Raw genomic sequence first — 21,225 nt, 5'->3', positions numbered from 1 at the left:
CGCAAGTTCCTCGGCACCAACGACAATGCTATCCGCCTGCAGGTGCTCGCTGCGATGATTGCCTACCTGTTGTTGCGCATCGCCGCGCGCGCCAACTGCGTCAAGATGCTCCCTCTCAGGCTGGCCGAACTGATCCGCCAGTTTCTGTTCACCCGTCGATCCCTGGCCGCGATCAACGAGCCGCCACCTATCAATCCCAGTAAGCCCAAATCGCGAACTTCCCCGAACCAATTGGCATTTTGCTATGGCTGATTTTCCCCGGACAGCCCTGCCGCTTGCGGGAGAGGGTTGGGGTGAGGATGTCGCCGCGGCGAGACTCTTCGTGTGGAGAGAGCCCCACCCGCCGCTTACGCGGCGACCTTCCCCGCGAGCGGGAGAGGTGAACGAGCTAGCGGCCTGACCGTTACAATCAAATAGAGCAACCAGGGCGGACCATGAGCAAGGAATTCGAGGACCACCTTGTTCGCTTCCGGAAACTGCCGAAGGCTGTCCGCGTGGTGTATTCGCGGCCACGCATCTTTACTTCGATCGCAGTGGGCGTCGCCGCGTTCTTCCTTTTGCCTCAGACACTGCGTCCGGTGACGCGGCTCGTGGTGAGCTGGGATATCTTCGTCGCGCTATATCTCGCCCTCGCCTTCATGATGATGCTCCAATGCAGCATCGCTTACATCAGGCGCAACGCGATCCTGCAGGATGACGGCCGGTTCCTCATCCTGCTCATCACCGCGCTCGGCGCCTTCGCGAGCCTTGCCGCGATCATCTTCGAGCTCGGCGCAGCCAAAAGCAGCCCGGGAGCGCTGGCACTCGCGATCGTCACCATCGCGCTATCGTGGGCGCTGGTGCACACCGCCTTTTCGCTGCACTATGCGCACGAATATTATCGCGGGAAGGAACCCGGCGGTCTGCAGTTTCCGAGCGGCAAGGAGCACGTCGGGGCCGATTACTGGGATTTTGTGTACTTTTCATTTGTGATCGGCATGACCGCGCAGGTCTCCGATGTCGGCATCACCGACAGGATCATCCGCCGCACCGCGACCGTGCACGGCATCATCTCCTTCGTGTTCAACACGGCGCTGCTGGCGTTGATGGTCAATATCGCGGCGAGCGCGATCTAGCTTCGGCGCGCAACATCACGCGTCATTGCGAGTTTGGCACCGGCCGAGGGCCGACCCCGCTTGATGAAAATAGGAGGGCGTTACTGACGCGCAGAGGCGCCTCCTCACCGCTGTCATTCCGGGGCGTCCGAAGGACGAGCCCGGAATCCATCGGGCGCCGCACTCCGCGGTGAGATGGATTCCGGGCTCACGCTACGCGTGCCCCGGAATGACCGCGCGGACGATGACCGGCAGCTTGCAACTCACTTTCTTCTTAGCGGAGCGAAGCAATCCATTTCGCCGCTTGCTGAGGCATGGATTGCTTCGCTTCGCTCGCAATGACGGCTCGGCCAAGCTAATTGCAAACCTGGACGTTGCCGCCGCCGCCCTCGTATGGGCCACCTTGCGCGGTGGTGCGGAATTCGAGGTGGCAGCCGCGCGCGACCGGCCGGCAGCCGCCGCGGTCGCAGACCATTTGGCCGCCGCCGCGGCCGCCTGAAGAGGCCATCGGCCGGGGAATGCGCACTTCCGCCCGCTCGCGCCGCGCCGGCCGATCGCCGGAATCGCGCTTGGCCACCGGCTTCTTCTCGCGCCGCTTCTCGCACGCATTGTTGTCGTTGAGGAACGAGCCCGCGCCACAGACGATCCGGGTGCAGCGATCGCCATCGGCCTTGGTGCCGTGCTCGCAGATCAGCGGGCAGACGCGCGATGATTTCTGCTTGATGGCATCGAGCGTGTCGACATTGGCGACCTTGGTGTCGAGCCTGGTTCCGGCATAGCGATTGAACAGCGTCAGCGACCGCTGCGAGGCGGCGTTCCACTCGCCATCGGCGCTACCTGTCAGGCAGCCGACCCGGCGCAGCTCGGTCTGGATCGATTTGGTGACGTCGGCTTGCGGCGAGCCGGTGCTGAGCGCAGCGACACTCAGCGCTTTGTCCTTGTCGACCGGCGTCGTCGCGGGCGCGGCGACCGCCTGATCCGCGGCGATCTTGTCGGCCAGTGCCTTTTCCGCCGCCAGCCGCTTCTGCTCGGCGACCGCCGCCTGCTCCTGCGCGACCTGCTTGGCCTTTTCGGCGGCGATGCGCGCCTGTTCAGCGGCCCTGGCGTCGGCAGCCGCCTTGGCCTGCTCGGCTTTTTGGGCACCTTCGGCGGCGAGCCGGGCACGCTCCTGCTCCGCCGCCCGCGCCTTCTCCGTGGCGGCGACGCGGGCTTCCTCGGCTGTGATCTTCTCGAGCTGGAGTTTGGCGAGGCTCGCATAGAAGCCGTCGGGATATTGCGCGAGAAAGGCGTTGAGCGCGCTCTTGTTGCCGACCTGCAGCGCCAGCTCGTAATCACGGCGGATATCGGCCTGCGGATTCGGCACGGGCGCCGCCTTGGCTGGCGCCGGAACCAGCGGCACGTCCTCTCCACCGAGCGAGCCATAGACGAACGGCTCCTGGCGGTTATTGGTGGACTTCAGCACGTCGTCGCGGACGTAACCGAACGCGCGCCGCACATCGAGCCCGGGCGTCGCGAGGTGCTTTGCGAGCGCTGATGTGAAGGGGCTGTTCTTGCCGTCGCCATCGGCGGCGGTGGAACCGGCCTTGGCCGCATAGGCGATCAGCACGTTCGGGCTGGTCGGCTCGACCTTGGCGAGGCCCTGCCCGATCGCGCGCGACGCCACCGTGCGCTTCATGGTCTTGGCGAAGGGATTGTCGCGGCAGGCGTCGAGGATCACGAGCCGCAGTTTCTTGGCCGGTTCGATCGCGATCAGGACGCGGTCGAGCGAAAACGCCTCGTCATAGACGTCGGTGTCGCGTTCCAGCCTCGCATCGACCGGAATGAGGTAATTGGCGCCGTCGACCTCGATGCCATGGCCGGCGTAATAGACCACGGCGATCTCGGCATCGCGGGTACGATCGGCAAAGTCGCGCAGCGCGCGGCGGGTCTCGACCGCCGGGAGATCGCGGCGGAAGTCCACCACGTCGAAACCGGCGTCCTTCAGCATTGCCGCGATCAGCGCGCCGTCATTGACGGGGTTGGGTAGCGGCGCGACGTTCTGATAGGCCTGATTGCTGAGCACCAGCGCCACGCGCTTCTCGGCGAAGGCCGGCTGGCACATCAGAAGCAGGAACAGCGCCAGAACCAGGTGATGCAATCCCGGAAATCCAATCGATTTCATTACCGCACCTTCAAAAAACGCGGCTTTTCCATCCGATAGCAAAGGCTATCAGAAGCCGGGGCCGGATGGGGTGAGCCAAATCACGAACCATCCCGTGCCCGCCGTCCCATAACGTGTTAGTAGCCGAAGCCGAGTGATGGTTCGCGTAGCCCGGGTGAAGCGAGGCAGAACCCGGGAGCGCTGGTGACCGTCGATGGAGGTGTCCCGGGTTGCGCTACGCTCCACCCGGGCCGCCAAACGATGCCGCGAGGGAGGAACCAACCATGAGCCATGACCGATCGACCATTGAGGCCGTCGTGCAGAACTATTTCGACGGACTCTATGAAGGCGACGCCGACAAGCTCGGCGCGATGTTTCACCCTTCCGCCGACCTGCGCTGGGTGGAAAAGAGCGAGCTTCAGGTGCTGACCGTGCCGGACTGGCTCGACCGGGTCCGCAAGCGGCCGTCGGCCAAGGCCGAAGGCAAGCCGCGCGAGGATTTCATCGTCACCATCGACCGCTCGGACGACTCCACCGCTTTCATCAAGGTCCGCTGCCAATTGCCGCCGCGCTATTTCACCGATTATCTGGTGGCGATGAAACTGAAGGACGGCTGGCAGATCGTCTCGAAATCCTATCGTTACGACCTGCGGGAGTAAGTCCGCCCCAGGGTTGGCGGATCGGACGGCCCTCTTTTCGATCTCGCACGGTCGAGCCGTCCACGCACATTGACCTTGCCTGCGCTTCGGGGCCAATTTGGACGGCCATGGAAGCCAGATTCCAGACCTTCGTGATCCTGCTCGCTGTGCTGGCGGGCACGGCGCTGGTGGCGCGGCGCCTCAATGTCGCGCCTGCCATCCTCTTGATGCTGGCAGGCATCGCGCTCGCGTTCGTGCCGGGCATGCCCAGCATCGAATTGCCGCCGGAATTGGTGCTGCTGCTGGTGCTGCCGCCGCTGATCTACACGGCTGCGGTGGCCATGAGTTGGCGCGAGTTCAAAAACAGCCTTCGTCCGATCGTGCTGCTCGCCGTCGGCTGCGTGATCTTCACAGCGGCGGCGGTGGCAATCGCCACTCACTATCTGATCGGGCTGCCCTGGGAGGTCGGGTTCCTGCTCGGCGCGATCGTGGCGCCGCCCGACGTGGTCGCCCCGCTTGCGATCGCGCGGCGGCTCCACATCCCCCGCCGCATCCTTGTCGTGCTGGAGGGCGAGGGGCTGGCGAATGATGCCACGGCGCTGATCCTCTACCGCTTCGCCCTCGCGGCGATCACCACCGGCGCCTTCTCGCTGCCGAAGGCCACCGGCGAATTTGCAGCCATCGTGGTCTGCGAGATCGCGTTCGGCATCGCCGTCGGATGGCTCAGCCTGCGCGCCCGCCAGCACTCGCGCGATCCGCAGGTCGAGATCACACTCTCGCTGATCACACCTTATGTGGCCTATTGGCTGCCCGAACATTTTGGCGGCTCCGGCGTGATCGCCACGGTCGCCTGCGGTCTTTACGTGAGCTGGAATGGGCCGCTCCTGATTTCTTCCGCCACCCGCCTGCAAGGCATCTTCTTCTGGGACTTGGTGATCTACCTGATCGAAGGCATCCTGTTCTTGCTCACCGGCTTCCAGATGCGCTTGGTGTACGAGAAGTCGAAGGCATTTCCGCTCGACGACATCCTCTCCACCACTGCGCTGGTGATCGCAGTCATCGTCATCGCGCGCTTTGCCTGGGTATTTCCCGCAACCTATCTGCCGCGGATCCTGAGTAGGCGCCTGCGGCAGCGCGATCCACAGCCGCCCTGGCAATGGGTATTCACGCTCGCCTTCGTCGGCGTTCGCGGCGCGGTGTCGCTCGCCGCGGCGCTGGCGCTGCCGTTTGCGCTCGCGAGCGGCGAGCCTTTTCCCTACCGCGACATGATCCTGTTCGTCGCCTTCGGCGTCATCTTCATCACGCTGGTGGGATTTGGCTTGAGCCTGCCCACGGTCGTCGGCTGGCTGAACATCACCAAGGACGGCTGCGCCGAGACTATTGCCGAGCATGAAGCAGAAATTGTCGCGAGGCGCCAGGCCCTGGCCGCCGGCCTCGCATCGCTCGATGCCATCGTTGACGAGCGCGAGCTCTCCGAGGAGGTCGTCAAGCTGCTGCGGGCGCGGCACCATATCCGCACCAGCCAGCTTCCGGCCGCGCTTGATCCCGACAAGCACGACGTCTCCGCCAACGGCACCGAGCTGACGCGGGAATTGATCGCGACCGAGCGCAAGTTCATCCACGCCCTGCTCCGCGACGGCAAGATCACCGACGAGACGCGGCGCCGGATCGAGCGCGATCTCGACCTGGAAGAGGCCAGCCTCGCGAACCGCGAATACCGGAAGATACCCCTGTAGTCGGCGGCACCATTGTCCGGCCTGCCCTCTTCACCGCACAAGGGGCGCTACCGCGAGGCGCAAAATTCCTCCACCGCACCGACCACGGAAGTGACGATCATGTCCTGCCGTTCCGGCGTCTGCATCGCCAACTCTTCGTCCCGGTTGATGATCGAGCCGGCCTCGAACAGGACAGCTGGCACGCGGGTTCGCGCAAGCACGATGAGCTGATCGTAGCGGTAGACGCCCACCTTCTTGTCCAGCAGTTTTCGCCGGTATCGACCCATCACCGCCTGCGCATATTGGCGGGCATATTGCAGGCCCTGCGCCTTCATTCGATTGCCGAGCAACCGGGCGAACCTCAGACTGGTCCAGAATTTCGGATTGTCGTGAGAAACGAACAGCGAATAGCCGCTGAACCGGTCGCTGAAATGGCTCTTCGTTCCCTCGAACTCCCATTCTTCGAGAAAGGAATCAGGCACCGAGTCATGGTGGATCGATAAGGCAAGATCGGCCCCTGAATTGTTGATTGCGGCGGCGCGCTTGAACAGGCTCGGCCTTTTCGGGCCCTCCGTCATCAGGAGGCGGGTTTGCGCAAAGCCTTCCAACTTCAATTTGTCCTCGATGCGTTTCGCAAGGCGGAGATTGAAATCGAATTCCGGAATGTTGCGGGCGCTCCTCGCACCCGGCGCTTCGGCGGTATGGCCGACATCCAGGATGAGCTTGAATTTGGACCGGTCGCATTTCGAAGACGCAGTCTTTGGCGCCGCCCTGACACTCCCGCGCGACCATGCGGCATATCGCGTGTCGGGCGACACGAGCGACAAGACGATGATCGAACTCATGATGATCGGACGGTGGCGCCACACGGCGAACATCGTAGCCCGGATGCAGCGAAGCGCAATCCGGGATCTGTCCATCGGCGTGCGAGACATCCCGGGTTTCGCTTCGCTGCACCCGGGCTACGGTTAACCCCTACTCCGCCGCGGCGTTCTGGCCGGGACCGCCGACGAAGCCCGTGGGATCGCCGAAGCGCTCGGTCATGACCGCCGTCAGGTCCTTCGCCTTGCTGGTCACGCAGGCGCCAGAACGGACGGTGTAACGGTCCTGACGCGCAACATGCGGCGGCGCCTCGCCCTGCTGCAGCGCGCGGGCGGCGTCCATCACCAGCTTGCGAAAATGCATGATGCCGAGGTCGGTCGGCCCGAGATGCTCGCGCGTGCGGTCGGCGATCGGGCCCTGGCTGTCCTGCACCGCGGCGTCCTGCTCGGAGACGCCCTTGATGCCGGTGTAGCTCTTGGTCCTCTGCAGTTTGCGATCGATCAGATAGTCGTTCGATTTGTTGCGCAGCGGCACATAGTTCTCATCGACCTCGGCGATCACACCGTTGCCGCGGTCATACGCATCGCGCTCCGCTTGCGTGATCGGGCGATGCGGATTCCAGGCGTAGGTGTAGATCCAGCAGTTGGTATCGGTGACCGGCACGAAGCTCTGGCCGAAGATGTTCTCGCCCGGCATCGCGCTCGGCGCATAGGCGTGAACCGGCATCAAGAATTGGGCGATGCGCCAATAGATGTTGTCGGAGCCGGTGAGGCGGCCGCCTGCGATCGTTAGTCCGGCGTCATGCGCGTTGATCTTGATCACCGGCCGCGGGTCTTCGGCGATCCAGCGCATGTGCTCGGTCGCCACACGCACCAGCGGATTGACGAAATGCTTCTTGATGTCGAGAATCTCGTTCTCTTCCTTCTCGAACGACAGATGCGCGAAGGTGAAATGCGCGGTATCGATCGAGCCTTCCAGCGCCTGCACCCAGTTGCAGTCCTGCCACTTCTTGCTGACGTAGCGATGCGACGGCGGCACCAGCGCCATCTCCAGCGCCGGCAACTCCGGCATTGAATCGGCCGGGCCCATATAGGCCCAGATCATGTCGCCCCATTCGCGCACCGGGTAAGACTTGATGCGGATGTGATCCTTGGCGTTGAGATCGGGATAGGAGGTCGGCATGTCGACGCAGTGGCCGTCGGTGTCGAACTTCCAGCCGTGATAGACGCAGCGGATGCCGCACTCCTCGTTGCGGCCGAGCCAAAGATTGGCGCCGCGATGCGGGCAATATTGGTCGATGACGCCGACGACGCCGCGACTATCGCGGAAAGCGAGCAGCTCCTCGCCGAGAACGATGATCTTCTTCGGTTCGCTGTCGGGCTCGGGCAATTCCTCCGACAACAGCACCGGCAGCCAGAAGCGGCGCAACAGCTCGCCCATTCCCGTGCCCGGCCCGCTTTCGGTCAAGAACCTGTTGTCTTCCGCGCGAAGCATGGGACGTCCTCCGATTCTTGTTTTGGTTATGAGGAAGCTTGGCGCAAGCGCAGGCGCCGGTCTACGCGCACTGCATCAACGTGTCACACATATAGATTGTGAGATTTATCACACGCAATTTCAGGTAAAAATGATAGCGACGTTCGAATTGCCATGTCCCGTTCAGGAAAGGATGCTCAGATGGCGACGTCGGAAGCCGAAGTCGAAACTGCCGTTCGTGGCGGATGCGCTCTCTTCAAGCGAATGATCGCAAATCTTGAAATCAGAATCCGCGACGAACGGCGCAGGCTCGCCGTCCTCGAAGCCAGCCTGAGGAAGGCAGAGTCTCAACCAAGGCCCGAAGCGGCCCTCATCGAGCAGCTCAAACAGTCGATCGCATCACTACAGAGCCAGATCGATGAGGATGAGATGAGCCTTGCCGACATCCGCATCGACTTCGAGATGTTCTGCACGTGATAGGTTGCGGCGCGCCATCCCGCATTCACCGTCACACCGGCCGCTCGCCCTTCACCGTGACGCGCGTGCCGGATCGGGTGTGGGGCCAGTAGTCCCACATCGCGCGGTGCTGGGTGCAGCGATTGTCCCAGAAGGCGATCGCGTTCTCGGTCCAGCGGAAGCGGCACTGGAACAGCGGATTTTCCGCGTGCTGGTAGAGATAGGCGAGGATCGCATCGCTCTCGTCGCGGGGGATGCCCACGATGTGACGGGTGAAGCCGTGATTGACATAGAGCGCCTTCCTTCCCGTCACGGGATGCGTGCGCAGCACCGGATGCTCGGCATGGGGATAGCTCGGCTTGTCGGCGACGCCGTAATTGGCGTAGAGCCCGCGATAGATCGGCTCGCCGTCATGCAGGGCGGTGAGCCCGTCGAGATAGGCCTTCATCCGATCCGACAGCGCCTCATAGGCCGCATACATATTGGCGAACAGCGTGTCGCCGCCGTGCGGCGGACACTGCCTGATGTAGAGGATCGAGCCCATCGGCGGCTCGAGATCGCAGGACACGTCCGAATGCCAGCCTTCGCCGTTGGCGCGCGGCGAATCCTTGTCGGCGTAGATCTTCATCAGAGCGGGATCCTCGCCCTCATGCGGCGCGGCGGGATGGATGTGCAATTCGCCGAACTTGCGGCCGAAGGCGAGATGGTCCTTCGGCGTGATGCGCTGGTCGCGGAAAAAGATCACGAGGTTCTCGGCAAGCGCGCGATGGATCTCGTCCATCTGGCGATTGGAGCGCGCATCGTCGGAGACGAGCTGCGCGATATCGACGCCGGAAATCTCCGCGCCGATGATCGGCGTCAGCTTTTCGACGCCGATGGTTTCATAGGGCTCGCTCTCGTCGGCGAGATGCTTGTAGCGGGGACCTTGCTTGCCGGACAGCGAGCTCACGGGTGTTGCTCCCAATCGTTATAGTCGGGAGCATCGTAGCCCGGATGGGGCGAAGCGCAATCGCAGGCCGCGGCTTTATCTGTCGTCCCGGACAAGCGAGCATAGCGAGCGCGATCCGGGACCCATAACCACAGGATTGCGTTTTGCGACGACTCGGAGTGACAGCCGACCTAACCACAAAATCCTGTGGTTATGGGTCCCCGCCTTCGCGGGGATGACAGCGGAGAAGCGGGCGGTCGGCGGAGAGAACTTACTCCGCCGCGGTCACCGTGCTCGCGGGCACCGTGCTGCCCTGGCCGTAGCGCTGGTCGATGTAGTCGATCACCAGCGCCTTGAAGTCGGCGGCGATCGACGGACCGCGCAGGGTGCGGAACTTCTTGCCGTCGACGAAGACAGGCGCGGCCGGCGCTTCGCCGGTGCCCGGAAGCGAGATGCCGATATTGGCGTGCTTGGATTCGCCGGGACCGTTGACGATGCAGCCCATGACAGCGACGTTGAGCTGCTCGACGCCGGGATACTTCGTCTTCCAGGCCGGCATCTCGTCGCGGATGAAATCCTGGATCGAGCGCGCCAGCTCCTGGAACGTGGTCGAGGTGGTGCGGCCACAACCCGGGCAGGCCGCGACCAGCGGCACGAAGGTGCGGAAACCCATCGTCTGCAACAGTTCCTGCGCGACCTGGACTTCCAGCGTGCGGTCGCCGCCGGGCTCAGGCGTCAATGAGATGCGGATGGTGTCGCCGATGCCGTCCTGCAAGAGGATGCCGAGCGCGGCGGAGGAGGCGACGATGCCCTTCGATCCCATGCCGGCCTCGGTGAGGCCGAGATGGATCGCGTAATCCGAGCGGCGCGCCAGATCCTGATAGACCGCGATCAGATCCTGCACGGCCGAGACCTTGGCCGACAGGATGATGCGGTTCTTGGGCATGCCGAGCTCTTGCGCGCGGGCCGCTGACAATAGCGCCGACTGCACCATGGCTTCGCGCGTCACCGCGCGGGCATCGCGCGGGTTCGGCGAGGCCGTGTTCTCGTCCATCAGCTTGGTCAAGAGTTCCTGGTCGAGCGAACCCCAGTTCGCACCGATGCGGACCGGCTTGTTGTTCTTGTTAGCGATCTCGATGATGTCGGCGAACTGCGAGTCGCGCTTGTTCTTGAAGCCAACATTGCCGGGATTGATGCGGTATTTGTCGAGCGCCTCGGCGCAGGCCGGATATTCGGCGAGCAGCTTGTGGCCGATATAGTGGAAATCACCGATCAGGGGCGTGTCGATGCCGCGCTTACGCAGGCCATCGCGAATGTGGGGCACGGCGGCGGCGGCTTCCTCGCGGTCGACCGTGATGCGCACCATCTCCGAGCCGGCGCGCGAAAGTGCTGCGACCTGGGCGATGGTGCCATCAACATCGGCGGTGTCGGTGTTGGTCATCGACTGCACGACGATCGGGGCGCCCCCGCCGACGGCGACATGGCCGACCATGACCTGGGTTGTCTGATGCCGGGGCGCTGGGCCGGCGACGTCGCTGAGAATTTCGGGCTTGTTCATGGCGTCTCGAATATCAGGTTTTGGTGACATTCACCAAGGGGGGCACGAAGGCGGGCTGGCGGTTTATTGGATCACATATTTTCTAACGGAGATTCAACAGCTTGCGCCTGAAAGCGGGATCGAACGCAAGACCGGCGGCCGTCCGATGGGCTGACCGGTATATCGGGGGAGGATTCGGGGGATTAAAGGGCCCGCGAACACGCGAGGACGGCTTTTCATCCCCTACCGCGCGCCATACCTTGGAGCAAATACAACCCGCGGGAGGTGCAGATGGCGACAAGGGATGAGCTTATCACCACGGCGGAACTTGCCGATATCCTGCATCAGCCGGATCTTCGCCTCTTCGACTGTACGACCTATCTGGAGCCGGCGCCGGAAGGCAGCGGCGTTCCCTATATTGCGGTGCCGGGGAAAGAAACCTTCGAGGCCGGCCATATCGCCGGCGCCGATTTTCTCGACTTGCAGGGCGAATTCTCCGCTCCGAACACGGAACTGCGCTTCATGATGCCCCTCGTCGCGCAGCTCGAAACCGCCTTCGGCCGCCACGGGATCGGTCCCGACAGCCGGTGGTGCTGTATTCGATCGGCACGCCGATGTGGGCGACGCGCTTCTGGTGGATGCTGAAATCGCTGGGCTTCGACGGCGCTTCCGTGCTCGACGGCGGCCTGGACAAGTGGAAAGCGGAAGGCCGCCCGCTCGAGACCGGCCCTGCCAAGGGCTATCCGCCTGCGACGTTTGCCGCGAAACCGCGAGCGGGTTTCTTCGTCGGCAAGGACGACGTGCTCGCCGCACGAGGGGACCAAGGCACCGTCACCGTCAATGCGCTGGGTCCACAATTCCACGCGGGCCTCGAACCCAGCCGCTACGGCCGGCCGGGACGCATTCCCGGCAGCGTCAATGTGCCGGCGGCGACGTTGCTCGATCCCACCGCGAAGACGTTCATCGCGCGCGCGGACGCGGAAGCGAAATTTGCAAGCCAAGGCATCAGCAAGGACAAGCGCGTGATCGCCTATTGCGGCGGCGGCATTTCCGCCACGGTCGATTTATTCCAGCTCCATCGGCTCGGCTACGACAACCTCACCCTGTATGACGCGTCGATGGGCGAATGGGCCAAGGACGAGACGCTGCCGATCGAGCAGGGATAGGTGCGCATCTTTCGTCGTCCTGGCGAAGGCCAGGACCCATAACCACAGGCGCGTGTCGTAGCGTGAGCAAGTAGTTGCTGCGGAGCATATCACAAAGACCTGTGGTTATGGGTCCCGGGTCAAGCCCGGGACGACGACATTACGCCGGCACATTGGGATCCGGCGTCACCTTCGGATCCGGCTTGTTCACGAGATAGAGGCCGACGATCACCAACAGCGCCGCGACGCCGAATACCGGCGTCAGCGTGTCATGCATGATGACATAGGCAGCGACGACGCCGAACAGCGGCGTGATGAAAGTGAAGGCCGACAGTTTGCTGGCGGAATACATCTTCACCATTGCGAACCAGATCACGAAGGTGCAGCCCACCACCCAGATCGCTTGATACGCCATCAAGGCAAGCGACAGCGGGCTGGGAAAATGGGTGATGGTTTCGCCCGCAAGCCACGAGGCGGTACCCAGGATCGGAATCGACAGGGCGACCTGGTAGCCGAGCGCTTTTTCCGGCGCCGCCTTGCGCAGCGCCGTTCCCTTGGCGACCAGCGTGGTGGCCGCCCATAACGCGCCGCCGCCGACCACCATCAGATCGCCCAGCAAGACCTTGGCGTCGACATCCGGCTGCGGCACGCCGATCGCAAGCGCGACGCCGGCAAAGCTCAAGGCGAGCCCGCTCCATTGCAAGGCGGAGAGCCGCTCGCCGAGGAACTGATGGGAGCCGAATGCGACGAAGAACGGCGCCGTGTAGAGGAAGACCGACGCGCGCGAGGCCGAGGTGAACACCAGGCCGCTGAAGATCAGCACGAACTCGATGCCGAACATCAACCCGGCGACCAGGCCGGCCAGAAGCGTGCCGTCGCGTTCGAAGAATTTGACGCCGCGCAGCCAGCCCACGATCAGCATCACCGGCAACGCGCCGGCGGAGCGGAACATCGCCTGCAGCATCGGCGGGATGTCGGGCAGCGCGAGCTTGACCGCGATCTGGTTGAATCCCCAGCTCACGCACAGCATCAGCATGATCGCGACCGCGCCCGGGGTGAGCGCGCGCCCGGTTGCGGCGACGCTGGAGATGGTTTGCGTTGACATGTTGCCTCGGTTTCCGGCTTGGCGCCGTGTTATCGTTTGGAATCCGGAGCAGGGGGCTTCCGGGTTTCATGATCCGATCGGACCGGATCGGATCATGATCTCATCTCTTCGTCTGAGCATGATCTCCGCGCAAACGCTTCGCGTTTGTCGCGAGGGAAAACCGGTTTCCACTTTTCCGGATCATGCTCAAATTCAATCAGACAGCGGCCCTGGTTTCTTTCTGGCAATGCGCGCAAGTGCCGGCTATCTCGACCACCGACAGCTTCGGCGCAAAGCCCGCGGCGCGCGCCGCGGCCTTCAGGCTCTGTGCCACCGGCGCCGCCGGAATTTCGCCGACCGCGCCGCAGCGATCGCAGATCAGGAATGCCACCATCGAAGTCTCGTCGTGATCATGCGCGCAGGCCAGAAATGCGTTCCGGCTTTCGATGCGGTGAACGAGGCCGTTCTCCATCAGGAAGTCGAGCGCGCGGTAGACGGTGATCGGCGCCGGGCGCGGCATCGACTTGGCGAGCTCGTCGATCACCTCATAGGCGCCGAGCGGCCGGTGGCTGGACAATAGCGCCCCGAGCACCTGACGGCGGATCGGCGTGAACTTCTGCGCTCGCCGCGCGCAGACCTCCTCGGCATGCGCGATCCCTTCCGCAGTGCAGCGGCCGTGATCGTGGTCAGGTGAGGGAAATGTGGGTTTTGCCAACGTCATATGCACCATTTTAGCAGCCTGACCGGCGATCCCAAAGCCCCGGGGCTCGCCCCGTTCCCAGCCATGTTCTGGAAGCGGAGCTGCCTTCCATTAACCGGACATGCGGAAATCATAAGCTAGCTTATTATAGCCAAAGCTTATGGAGGGTAGATTATGCCGGGGTCCGTCGACGCGAACTTCATGTTCACGCTCGGTGAGTTGTTTCGCCTGATCCGCGTCTACGCCGACAAGGAGGCCGCGCGCTACGGAATTACCCGCGCGCAATGGGCGGTGCTGACCAAGGTCGAGCGCAGCGAGGGAATGAAGCAGACCGAGCTTGCCGAGCTGCTCGAGATGCAACCGATCACGCTGACGCGGCTGATCGACAAGCTCTGCGACAATGGCTGGATCGAGCGCCGCGGCGACGAGAATGACCGCAGAGTCAATCGCCTCTATCTGCGCAAGGCGGCGCGGCCGCTGCTCGCCAAGCTCGCCGGCCTTCGCTCCGAACTCACTGCAACCGCGCTGGAAGGCATCAGCCCCGCCGATGCCCACCGTCTGCTCGCCCAACTCGAATCGATCAAGGAAAACGTCCGCAATGCCATCCAAACCCCGGCCGGCGAATCTCCCAGAAAAGAGCAGCGCTATGGCTGATCCCGTACTGAAACTCGCGCCCGAGCAGAGGGACAATCCGGCCTCGGCTCCAGCGAAGACCGATCAGCCGCGCGGACTGGTGGCGGGCTTGCGACGCTATCGCCGATTCCTCCTCCTCGTCGTGTTGCCGCTGGTGGTGCTGGTCGGCGGCGTCGTCTTCTATCTCAACGGCGGCCGCTACGTGTCGACCGACGACGCCTATGTCGGCGCACAGAAGGTGCTGATCACCCCCGACATCTCCGGCAAGATCGAGAAGGTCGTGGTCAAGGAAGGCCAGCAGGTCAAGCAAGGCGACGTGCTGTTCGAGATCGACCCGGTGCCGTTCCGCCTCGCGGTGGACCAGGCCAAGGGGGCGCTCGATCAGGCACGGACGAACTATGACAATTTGGTCGCCAATATCAAAATCTACGGCCAGATGCTCGATCTGGCACAACGGGGGGTCGACCTGAAGCAGCGGGACGTCGACCGCAAGCAGTCGCTGGTGAAAAGCAATTTCGGTTCGCAGCTCGACCTCGACAACGCCGCGACGTCGCTGGTGACCGCGAGCGCGCAGGCCGAGTTCATCAAGCAGCAGATCTCCAGTTCCAGGGCGCAACTGCTCGGCGATCCCGACCTGCCGCTGGAGCAATTCCCGCCTTATGCGCAGGCCAAGGCCAAGCTCGATGAGGCCCAGCGCAACCTCGACCACACCGTGATGCGCGCGCCGATGGCGGGCACCGCCACCCAGGTCGAGCAGATCCAGCTCGGCCGCTTCATCGCCGCCGGCACGCCGGTGTTCTCCATCATCGACGTGGCGAATCCCTGGGTCGACGCCAACCCGAAGGAATCAGACTTCACCTATGTCGCGGTCGGCCAGCCGGTCGACCTCGAGGTCGACGCGTTCCCGAACCATTTGTTCAAGGGCACGGTCGGCTCGCTCTCGCCCGGCACCGGCGCGCAATTCGCGATCCTGCCGCCGCAGAACGCGACCGGCAATTTCGTGAAAGTGGTGCAGCGCGTGCCGGTCAGGATCTATTTCGACCAGAACGACAAGATGGTGCGCAAATTGAAGGCGGGCATGAGCGTCTACGCCACCATCGACACCAATCATCGCCGCACGCTGTCCGGCCTGCTCGGCCTGTCCTCGGCCGCAGCGGCCCACGAGCAGGACTAGAGTCCGATGAGACCAGATCGAGCTGGTGCGGCATCGGAACTCGCCACCTCTCCTATCGGGAGAGGCCGGATCGCATCGCAAGATGCGATCCGGGTGAGGGGTTACGCTCTCTCGTGGGACCTGATCCCCCTCACCCGCGCCGGAGCCTGTCATCGGGCGCGCCTTCGGCGCGACCCGTTGGGCGCGACCTCTCCCCGGCGGGGAGAGGTGGTGCCCGCGGCCCGACCGATTCAACCAACCAGCACCAGGCGATAGAACAGATGTCGACGGCGGCCCCATCGCCCAGCATGGTGCCCGGCCTGCGCCGGAACATGGTGACGGTCTGCGCGATGACGGCGACCGTCATGCAGGCGCTGGACACCACCATCGCCAATGTCGCGCTGCCCTATATGCAGGGCACGCTGTCGGCATCGCAGGACCAGATCAACTGGGTGCTCACGTCCTACATCGTGGCGGCAGCAATCATGACTGCGCCGGTGGGATGGATCGCCAACCGGTTCGGCCGAAAGCGCATCTTCATCATCTGCTCCGCCGGCTTCACCGTGGCTTCCGTGCTGTGCGGCCTGGCGCAGGACATCACCCAGATGCTGCTGTTCCGCCTGCTGCAGGGCGTGTTCGGCGCAGCGCTGGTGCCGCTGTCGCAAGCCGTGATGCTCGACTCCTACGCGCTGCATGAGCGCGCCAAGGCGATGTCGATCTGGGGCATGGGCGTGATGATGGGCCCGATCATGGGACCCTCGCTCGGCGCCTGGCTGACCGAGACCTATTCCTGGCACTGGGTGTTCTTCGTCAACCTGCCCTTCGGGACCATCACCGTGCTCGGCCTCATCGTCTTCATGGACGAGACCAAGCAGAACCTCGAACTGCGCTTCGACTGGTTCGGCTTCGGCGCGCTCGCGGTCGCGATCGGCTCGCTGCAGCTTGCGCTCGACCGCGGCGAGCAGCTCGGCTGGCTCGAATCCAACGAGATCGTCGCCGAGTTCATCATCAGCGGCATCGGTTTCTATTACTTCTTCGCCCATTCGTTCACGACGTCGAAGCCGTTCATCCGGTTCGAACTGTTCAAGGACAGGAATTTCGTCGGCGGCAGCGTGTTCATGACCGTGATGGGGCTTGTGCTCTACTCGACCATGGCGCTGTCCTCGCCTTACCTGCAGAACGTGATCGGCTATCCCATCATCACCGCCGGTGTGCTGCTGGCGAGCCGCGGCTGCGGCACCTTCGTCGCGATGATGCTGGTCGGACGCATGATGCGCTTCATCGAGGCGCGCACGCTGATCATCTCCGGCCTGGCACTGACCGCCGCGTCGCTGTTCGTGATGACCGGCTGGACCGACCAGACCAGCGCAACCGAGATCGTGGTTGTGAGCATCGTCCAGGGTTTCGGCTTCGGACTGGTGTTCGTACCGCTCTCGACCGTGGCGTTCCTGAGCTTGCCCAATCACCTGCGCACTGACGGCACCTCGATGCTGACGCTGCTGCGCAACGTCGCCAGCTCGATCGGCATCTCCATCGTGATCGCGCAGCTCACGGAAGGCTCGCGGCGCATCTACGCGACGCTGTCCGAGCACATCACCCCCTTCAACCATGCGCTGCAGATGCCCAATGTCAGTGGCATGATCAATCTCAACACCGACACCGGCCGCGCGATGGCGGATAAGATCGTCGCGGTGCAGGCGCAGATCATCGCGTTCGCCCACGACTACCAGCTCGTGATGGTGTTCATCCTGGCCTCGATCCCGCTTGCGATCATGATCGGTTCCACCAAGGCGGCGCTGCGGTCGCAGTCGCAGGCATCCTCGGACCATGCGGCGGTGATGGAGTAGTCGAGGCGAGGCTCGCTCACGAAAGAGTTATTCCCGGCGCGGCTGCCCTGGTTGATGCGTCGACCAATCCTATCTCCCACCGATATCACTGGAGGTTGGAACATGGCGGGTTCAGCGCTGGTCGTGGGCGCAAGCGGTATCGTCGGCAATAATCTGGTCCGGCACCTGCGTCAGCAGGAGTGGCAGATCTACGCGCTGGCGCGCCGGCCACCAGCCAACATCGGCGTGCAGCCGGTGGCGGCGGACCTGCTGGACCCGGCATCGGTTCGCAAGGCGCTACAGGATCTGAGACCGACGGACGTGTTCATCAGCACGTGGTTGCGCCAGAACACCGAGGCCGAGAATATCAGGGTCAATTCTGCGATGGTGCGCAACCTGCTCGACGCGTTGTCGCCTGCAGGTTCGGTCAGGCATGTCGCGCTCGTGACCGGGCTGAAGCACTATCTTGGTCCGTTCGAAAATTACGGCAAGGGCAAGCTGCCCGCCACGCCGTTTCGGGAAGACCAGCCCCGGCTCGAGATCGAGAATTTCTACTACGCCCAGGAAGACGAAGTGTTCGCGGCGGCTGGTCGCGACGGCTTTGGCTGGAGCATCCATCGGCCGCACACCATCATCGGCTATGCCGTGGGCAACGCGATGAACATGGGCGTGACGCTCGCGGTCTACGCCACCATCTGCCGCGAGACCGGACGTCCGTTCCTGTTTCCGGGCTCCGCGACGCAGTGGAATGGTCTTACCGATATGACGGATGCGCGGCTGCTCGCACGCCATCTGGAATGGGCGGCGACAACGCCGGCCGCCCGCAATCAGGCGTTCAATGTCGTCAATGGCGACGTGTTTCGCTGGAGCTGGATGTGGCAGCGGCTGGCCGACTGGTTTGGACTAAAGCCGGCGCCATTTCAGGGCGAAGGAATTCCGCTGGAGCGACAATTGGCCGATGCGGGCCCGATCTGGTCCGACATCGCCAGAAAATATCGGCTGGCCGAGCCCGAACTCGGCGTGCTCACCTCGGCCTGGCACACCGACGCCGACCTCGGTCGCCCGATCGAGGTCGTTACCGATATGAGCAAGAGCCGCAAGCTCGGCTTTCTCGATTACCAAACAACCGATGATAGCTTCTTCGATCTGTTCGCGCGTTTACTCGACGAGCGTCTCATCCCGTAAGACCGGCTACGCAAGCGCATCGAGCCGGGCGTAGCTGTCTTCCATTCCGTGCTCCATGCCGGTCGCCAGCATCGCCTCCCGCGTCGCTGCATCCGGCAGCGTCATTCGCATCGTCATCAAGGTGCCGCTGCCGTCGGGCGCGAAAACGGTCTCGACGTGATTGTCCGGCGTCGGGTCCGGCAGATGCATGCGCTCGACGTGGACGATGCGGCTGAACGGCGCGAGTTCCAGATATTCGCCGGTCAGATAGAACCCGCCGCCTTCGCCATTGCTCCACTCGTAGCGGATCTTGCCGCCAGGACGGGCTTCGCTGATGCAGACCGGCATGGTCCAGCCCGGCGGACCGAGCAGCCATTTCTGCAAGAGTTCCGGCTCGGTATGGGCGCGATAGACGGCTTCTGGCGGCGCGGCGAAGCGGCGGGTGACGATGACATGTCGATCGCCTTCGGTCTTCAGCGTCAGTCTGGTCATGGGAAGCCTTTCACTTCTCGGTTTTCATATCGGCCAGAACCTGGTCCAGCCGGTCGTAATTCGCGTTCAGGGCTTGCCGTAGCATCGAAAGCCACTGGTCGATCTCGGCCACGGCGGTCGGCGCGAGCCGGCACGGTCGCTTGGTGCCTTCAACGCGGCGAATGATCAGGCCGGCGCTTTCCAGCACCTTGAGATGGCGGGAGATGGCCGGCTGCGTCAGCTCGAACGGCTCGACCAGTTCCATGACGGTCGCTTCGCCCAGCGCAAGGCGAGCCAGGATGGCCCGGCGGGTCGGGCAGGCGAGCGCTGAAAAGGCGGCGTCGAGGTTGGGCATATCAAGTATCTGTTATATAACTATATTATTATATAAATGAATGCTGATAGTCAAGGGCCGTTGCCCGGGTGGAGCGAAGCGCAACCCGGGACATCTGGATCAACGTTTGTGAGCGGCCCCGGGTTACGCTGCCGCCCCACCCGGGCTACGGCGCTCCAGCTGGCACGCGGCAGCGTCAGCCGATGATCTCGGTGAGTTCATCGACGGCGAGCAGCGCTTCCGAGCAATCATCGTCGCGGAAGTAGGCGCTGCGGGTGAACAGCACGGGAATGCCGGCGCGCGAGGCCGCGATCAATCCGTTGCGCGAGTCCTCGATGGCTATGCAGTGGGAAGCAGGGAGCGACAGTCGCGCCAGCATCATGAGATAGACGTCGGGTGCCGGCTTCTTCTCGGGCACATCGTCGCCCGCGACGATCGCCTCGAACCACTCGGCCCAATCCTCGCCCAGCGCCACCGACAGCAGCGCATCGATATTGGCATGCGAGGTCGTCGTCGCGATCGCCAGGCGCTGGCTGCGCCATCGGGCCTTCCGGAGCAAGGCTTCCACACCAGGCCGCAGCGGGCAGCCGCCCGTTGCGATCAGTTCGGCATAACGCGCAGTCTTGATCTGGTGCAGCTCCGCGATCTCGCGAGTCGACAGCAGCGGCATGGTTCGCTTGCGCATGGAAAACGCACGGATGCGCTCCTTGCCCCCGGCGACGCGCAGCAACTGTCCGTAGGTGGGCTGGTCCCAATACCAGTTGAGGCCTGCGCGCGAGAACGCCTCGTTGAAGGCGCGGCGGTGCACCTCCTCGGTCTCGGCCATTGTGCCGTCGACGTCGAAGATCAGTGCGTGGGCGCGGGTAAGGAGGTCTCCGAAGGCCGCCGCCCGCACGGCTGTCAGCGTCTCGCTCATGTCTCGTTGTCCGTCGCGTCTTTCGAAAAGACCCGGCTCGCCAGCACATCGCCGGCCTCGATCGACATCACGTCGTCAGCCGTGAGCACCCGGTCCAGCCGGGAAACGATGCGGTTGGCCTGGCGGAGCCGGATACGATCCAGCGCATTGCGGATCGAGCGCGCGTTGGAGAACAGCGGCTGGGTCTTGCGCACGGCGATGTAGCGGATGAAGGCATCGCGTGCCGCCGCTGAGAACCGGTAGTTCTGCTGCTGCAGCATCAATTCGGCGATCGCGAACAGCTCGGGGTCGGAATAATCGGGGAAGTCGATGTGATGGGCGATGCGGGAACGAAAACCCGGATTGCTCTGGAAGAATTTCTCCATGCGGTCGCCATAGCCGGCGAGGATCACGACCAGATCCTCGCGCTGCTGCTCCATGATCTGCAACAGGATCTCGATCGCCTCCTGGCCGTAGTCGCGCTCATTGTCGGGGCGATAGAGGTAGTAGGCCTCGTCAATGAACAGCACGCCGCCCATCGCCTTCTTCAAGATCTCCTTCGTCTTTGGTGCGGTGTGGCCGATATATTGCCCGACCAGGTCGTCGCGGGTGACGCTGATGACGTGGCCGCGGCGCACGAAGCCGAGCCGGTGCAGGATGCTGGCCATCCGCATTGCTACCGTGGTCTTGCCGGTGCCAGGATTGCCGGTGAAGGACATATGCAGGGTCGGAAAGGTGGTGGCGAGCGCCATCTTCTGCCTGATGCGCTCGACCAGCAGCAGCGCTGCGATCTCGCGGATCCGCGTCTTCACTGGCGCCAGGCCGATCAGCTCGGAATCGAGCTGATCGAGCACGGCGCCGATGCCAAGATCGGCGAATTCGCGGCGGAGATCGACGGCCTCCAGCGGGCCTTCGTTGGTCTGTGGCTGTGGTTGCGTCATCCTGCTCTCGTGTCGAAAAGCTCCGTCGCCGCAACCTGGCGACGACGGAGAAGTGCATCCGGACCAGGTCGGCCGA

General features: G+C 63.6%; 19 protein-coding genes and 2 pseudogenes. 10 read left to right on the top strand and 11 right to left on the bottom strand.

Features of this window, described 5'->3' with window-relative positions; translation table 11 throughout:
• Both YY7_RS62250 and YY7_RS0139645 read left to right on the top strand, forming a co-directional pair.
• A pseudogene (locus YY7_RS62250) lies at window positions 1-252 on the top strand (IS4 family transposase); the annotation flags it as partial.
• Window positions 253-434: 182 nt separating this feature from the next.
• Window positions 435-1,115, top strand: a complete 681-nt coding sequence (locus YY7_RS0139645) for a DUF1345 domain-containing protein (protein ID WP_028168015.1) — start codon at window positions 435-437, stop codon at window positions 1,113-1,115.
• Between the two features lie 334 nt (window positions 1,116-1,449).
• Here YY7_RS0139645 and YY7_RS0139640 read toward each other — a convergent pair whose 3' ends face one another.
• Window positions 1,450-3,255, bottom strand: coding sequence for a caspase family protein (locus YY7_RS0139640; protein WP_035692129.1), 1,806 nt, complete (start codon window positions 3,253-3,255; stop codon window positions 1,450-1,452).
• Window positions 3,256-3,518: 263 nt separating this feature from the next.
• Between YY7_RS0139640 and YY7_RS0139635 the strand changes: the two genes are divergently transcribed.
• Window positions 3,519-3,893, top strand: coding sequence for a nuclear transport factor 2 family protein (locus YY7_RS0139635; protein WP_028168013.1), 375 nt, complete (start codon window positions 3,519-3,521; stop codon window positions 3,891-3,893).
• Window positions 3,894-4,000: 107 nt separating this feature from the next.
• Window positions 4,001-5,608: a Na+/H+ antiporter gene (locus YY7_RS0139630; RefSeq protein WP_028168012.1), complete on the top strand. Its 1,608-nt coding sequence runs from the start codon at window positions 4,001-4,003 to the stop codon at window positions 5,606-5,608.
• A gap of 47 nt (window positions 5,609-5,655) precedes the next feature.
• On the opposite strand, the gene YY7_RS0139625 is transcribed toward YY7_RS0139630, so the two are convergent.
• Window positions 5,656-6,465 carry an N-acetylmuramoyl-L-alanine amidase gene (locus YY7_RS0139625; RefSeq protein WP_051397157.1) on the bottom strand — a complete coding sequence of 270 codons (810 nt, stop codon included), beginning with the start codon at window positions 6,463-6,465 and terminating at the stop codon, window positions 5,656-5,658.
• A 97-nt stretch (window positions 6,466-6,562) separates the two neighbouring features.
• The gene (locus tag YY7_RS0139620) at window positions 6,563-7,903 is read right to left on the bottom strand and encodes a Rieske 2Fe-2S domain-containing protein (RefSeq protein ID WP_028168010.1); all 1,341 of its coding nucleotides are present in this window, start codon (window positions 7,901-7,903) and stop codon (window positions 6,563-6,565) included.
• A gap of 180 nt (window positions 7,904-8,083) precedes the next feature.
• On the opposite strand from YY7_RS0139620, the gene YY7_RS0139615 reads away from it, so the two are divergent.
• Window positions 8,084-8,359, top strand: coding sequence for a hypothetical protein (locus tag YY7_RS0139615; protein WP_028168009.1), 276 nt, complete (start codon window positions 8,084-8,086; stop codon window positions 8,357-8,359).
• 31 nt (window positions 8,360-8,390) lie between these two features.
• On the opposite strand, the gene YY7_RS0139610 is transcribed toward YY7_RS0139615, so the two are convergent.
• On the bottom strand, window positions 8,391-9,287 hold the full coding sequence (locus YY7_RS0139610; RefSeq protein WP_028168008.1) for a TauD/TfdA dioxygenase family protein: 897 nt from the start codon (window positions 9,285-9,287) through the stop codon (window positions 8,391-8,393).
• Window positions 9,288-9,537: 250 nt separating this feature from the next.
• Window positions 9,538-10,824, bottom strand: coding sequence for a flavodoxin-dependent (E)-4-hydroxy-3-methylbut-2-enyl-diphosphate synthase (ispG, locus tag YY7_RS0139605; protein ID WP_028168007.1), 1,287 nt, complete (start codon window positions 10,822-10,824; stop codon window positions 9,538-9,540).
• 270 nt (window positions 10,825-11,094) lie between these two features.
• Here ispG and YY7_RS54335 point away from each other — a divergent pair.
• Window positions 11,095-11,969, top strand: a pseudogene (locus tag YY7_RS54335) (sulfurtransferase).
• Window positions 11,970-12,108: 139 nt separating this feature from the next.
• Here YY7_RS54335 and YY7_RS0139590 read toward each other — a convergent pair.
• Together YY7_RS0139590 and YY7_RS0139585 are read right to left on the bottom strand one after the other, a co-directional pair.
• The gene (locus YY7_RS0139590; protein ID WP_155255516.1) at window positions 12,109-12,984 is read right to left on the bottom strand and encodes a DMT family transporter; all 876 of its coding nucleotides are present in this window, start codon (window positions 12,982-12,984) and stop codon (window positions 12,109-12,111) included.
• Window positions 12,985-13,249: 265 nt separating this feature from the next.
• The gene (locus YY7_RS0139585; RefSeq protein ID WP_028168005.1) at window positions 13,250-13,753 is read right to left on the bottom strand and encodes a Fur family transcriptional regulator; all 504 of its coding nucleotides are present in this window, start codon (window positions 13,751-13,753) and stop codon (window positions 13,250-13,252) included.
• Between the two features lie 153 nt (window positions 13,754-13,906).
• Between YY7_RS0139585 and YY7_RS0139580 the strand changes: the two genes are divergently transcribed.
• The 4 genes from YY7_RS0139580 (at window position 13,907) to YY7_RS0139565 (ending at window position 18,529) form a co-directional block, all read left to right on the top strand.
• On the top strand, window positions 13,907-14,386 hold the full coding sequence (locus tag YY7_RS0139580; RefSeq protein ID WP_028168004.1) for a MarR family winged helix-turn-helix transcriptional regulator: 480 nt from the start codon (window positions 13,907-13,909) through the stop codon (window positions 14,384-14,386).
• On the top strand, window positions 14,379-15,539 hold the full coding sequence (locus tag YY7_RS0139575) for an HlyD family secretion protein (RefSeq protein ID WP_028168003.1): 1,161 nt from the start codon (window positions 14,379-14,381) through the stop codon (window positions 15,537-15,539). The genes YY7_RS0139580 and YY7_RS0139575 overlap by 8 nt, the downstream gene beginning before the upstream one ends.
• A gap of 260 nt (window positions 15,540-15,799) precedes the next feature.
• Window positions 15,800-17,365, top strand: coding sequence for an MDR family MFS transporter (locus tag YY7_RS0139570; RefSeq protein WP_028168002.1), 1,566 nt, complete (start codon window positions 15,800-15,802; stop codon window positions 17,363-17,365).
• 102 nt (window positions 17,366-17,467) lie between these two features.
• A complete protein-coding gene (locus YY7_RS0139565) occupies window positions 17,468-18,529 on the top strand; it encodes an SDR family oxidoreductase (protein WP_028168001.1) in 1,062 nt (353 codons plus the stop codon).
• 6 nt (window positions 18,530-18,535) lie between these two features.
• Here the strand turns inward: YY7_RS0139565 and YY7_RS0139560 are convergent, their stop codons facing one another.
• The 4 genes from YY7_RS0139560 to cbbX form a co-directional block, all read right to left on the bottom strand.
• A complete protein-coding gene (locus YY7_RS0139560) occupies window positions 18,536-19,000 on the bottom strand; it encodes an SRPBCC domain-containing protein (protein WP_028168000.1) in 465 nt (154 codons plus the stop codon).
• 10 nt (window positions 19,001-19,010) lie between these two features.
• Window positions 19,011-19,334, bottom strand: a complete 324-nt coding sequence (locus YY7_RS0139555; RefSeq protein ID WP_028167999.1) for an ArsR/SmtB family transcription factor — start codon at window positions 19,332-19,334, stop codon at window positions 19,011-19,013.
• 175 nt (window positions 19,335-19,509) lie between these two features.
• A complete protein-coding gene (locus YY7_RS0139550) occupies window positions 19,510-20,229 on the bottom strand; it encodes an HAD family hydrolase (protein ID WP_028167998.1) in 720 nt (239 codons plus the stop codon).
• Window positions 20,226-21,149 carry a CbbX protein gene (gene cbbX, locus YY7_RS0139545; RefSeq protein WP_028167997.1) on the bottom strand — a complete coding sequence of 308 codons (924 nt, stop codon included), beginning with the start codon at window positions 21,147-21,149 and terminating at the stop codon, window positions 20,226-20,228. Before cbbX ends, YY7_RS0139550 begins: the two co-directional genes overlap by 4 nt.
• Window positions 21,150-21,225 lie beyond the last annotated feature (76 nt).

The organism is Bradyrhizobium elkanii WSM2783, assembly GCF_000472865.1.
Taxonomy (GTDB): Bacteria; Pseudomonadota; Alphaproteobacteria; order Rhizobiales; family Xanthobacteraceae; genus Bradyrhizobium; species Bradyrhizobium elkanii_A.
The sequence above is the reverse complement of the archived record's forward strand: the minus strand, read 5'-3'. Positions and strand labels throughout refer to the sequence as shown.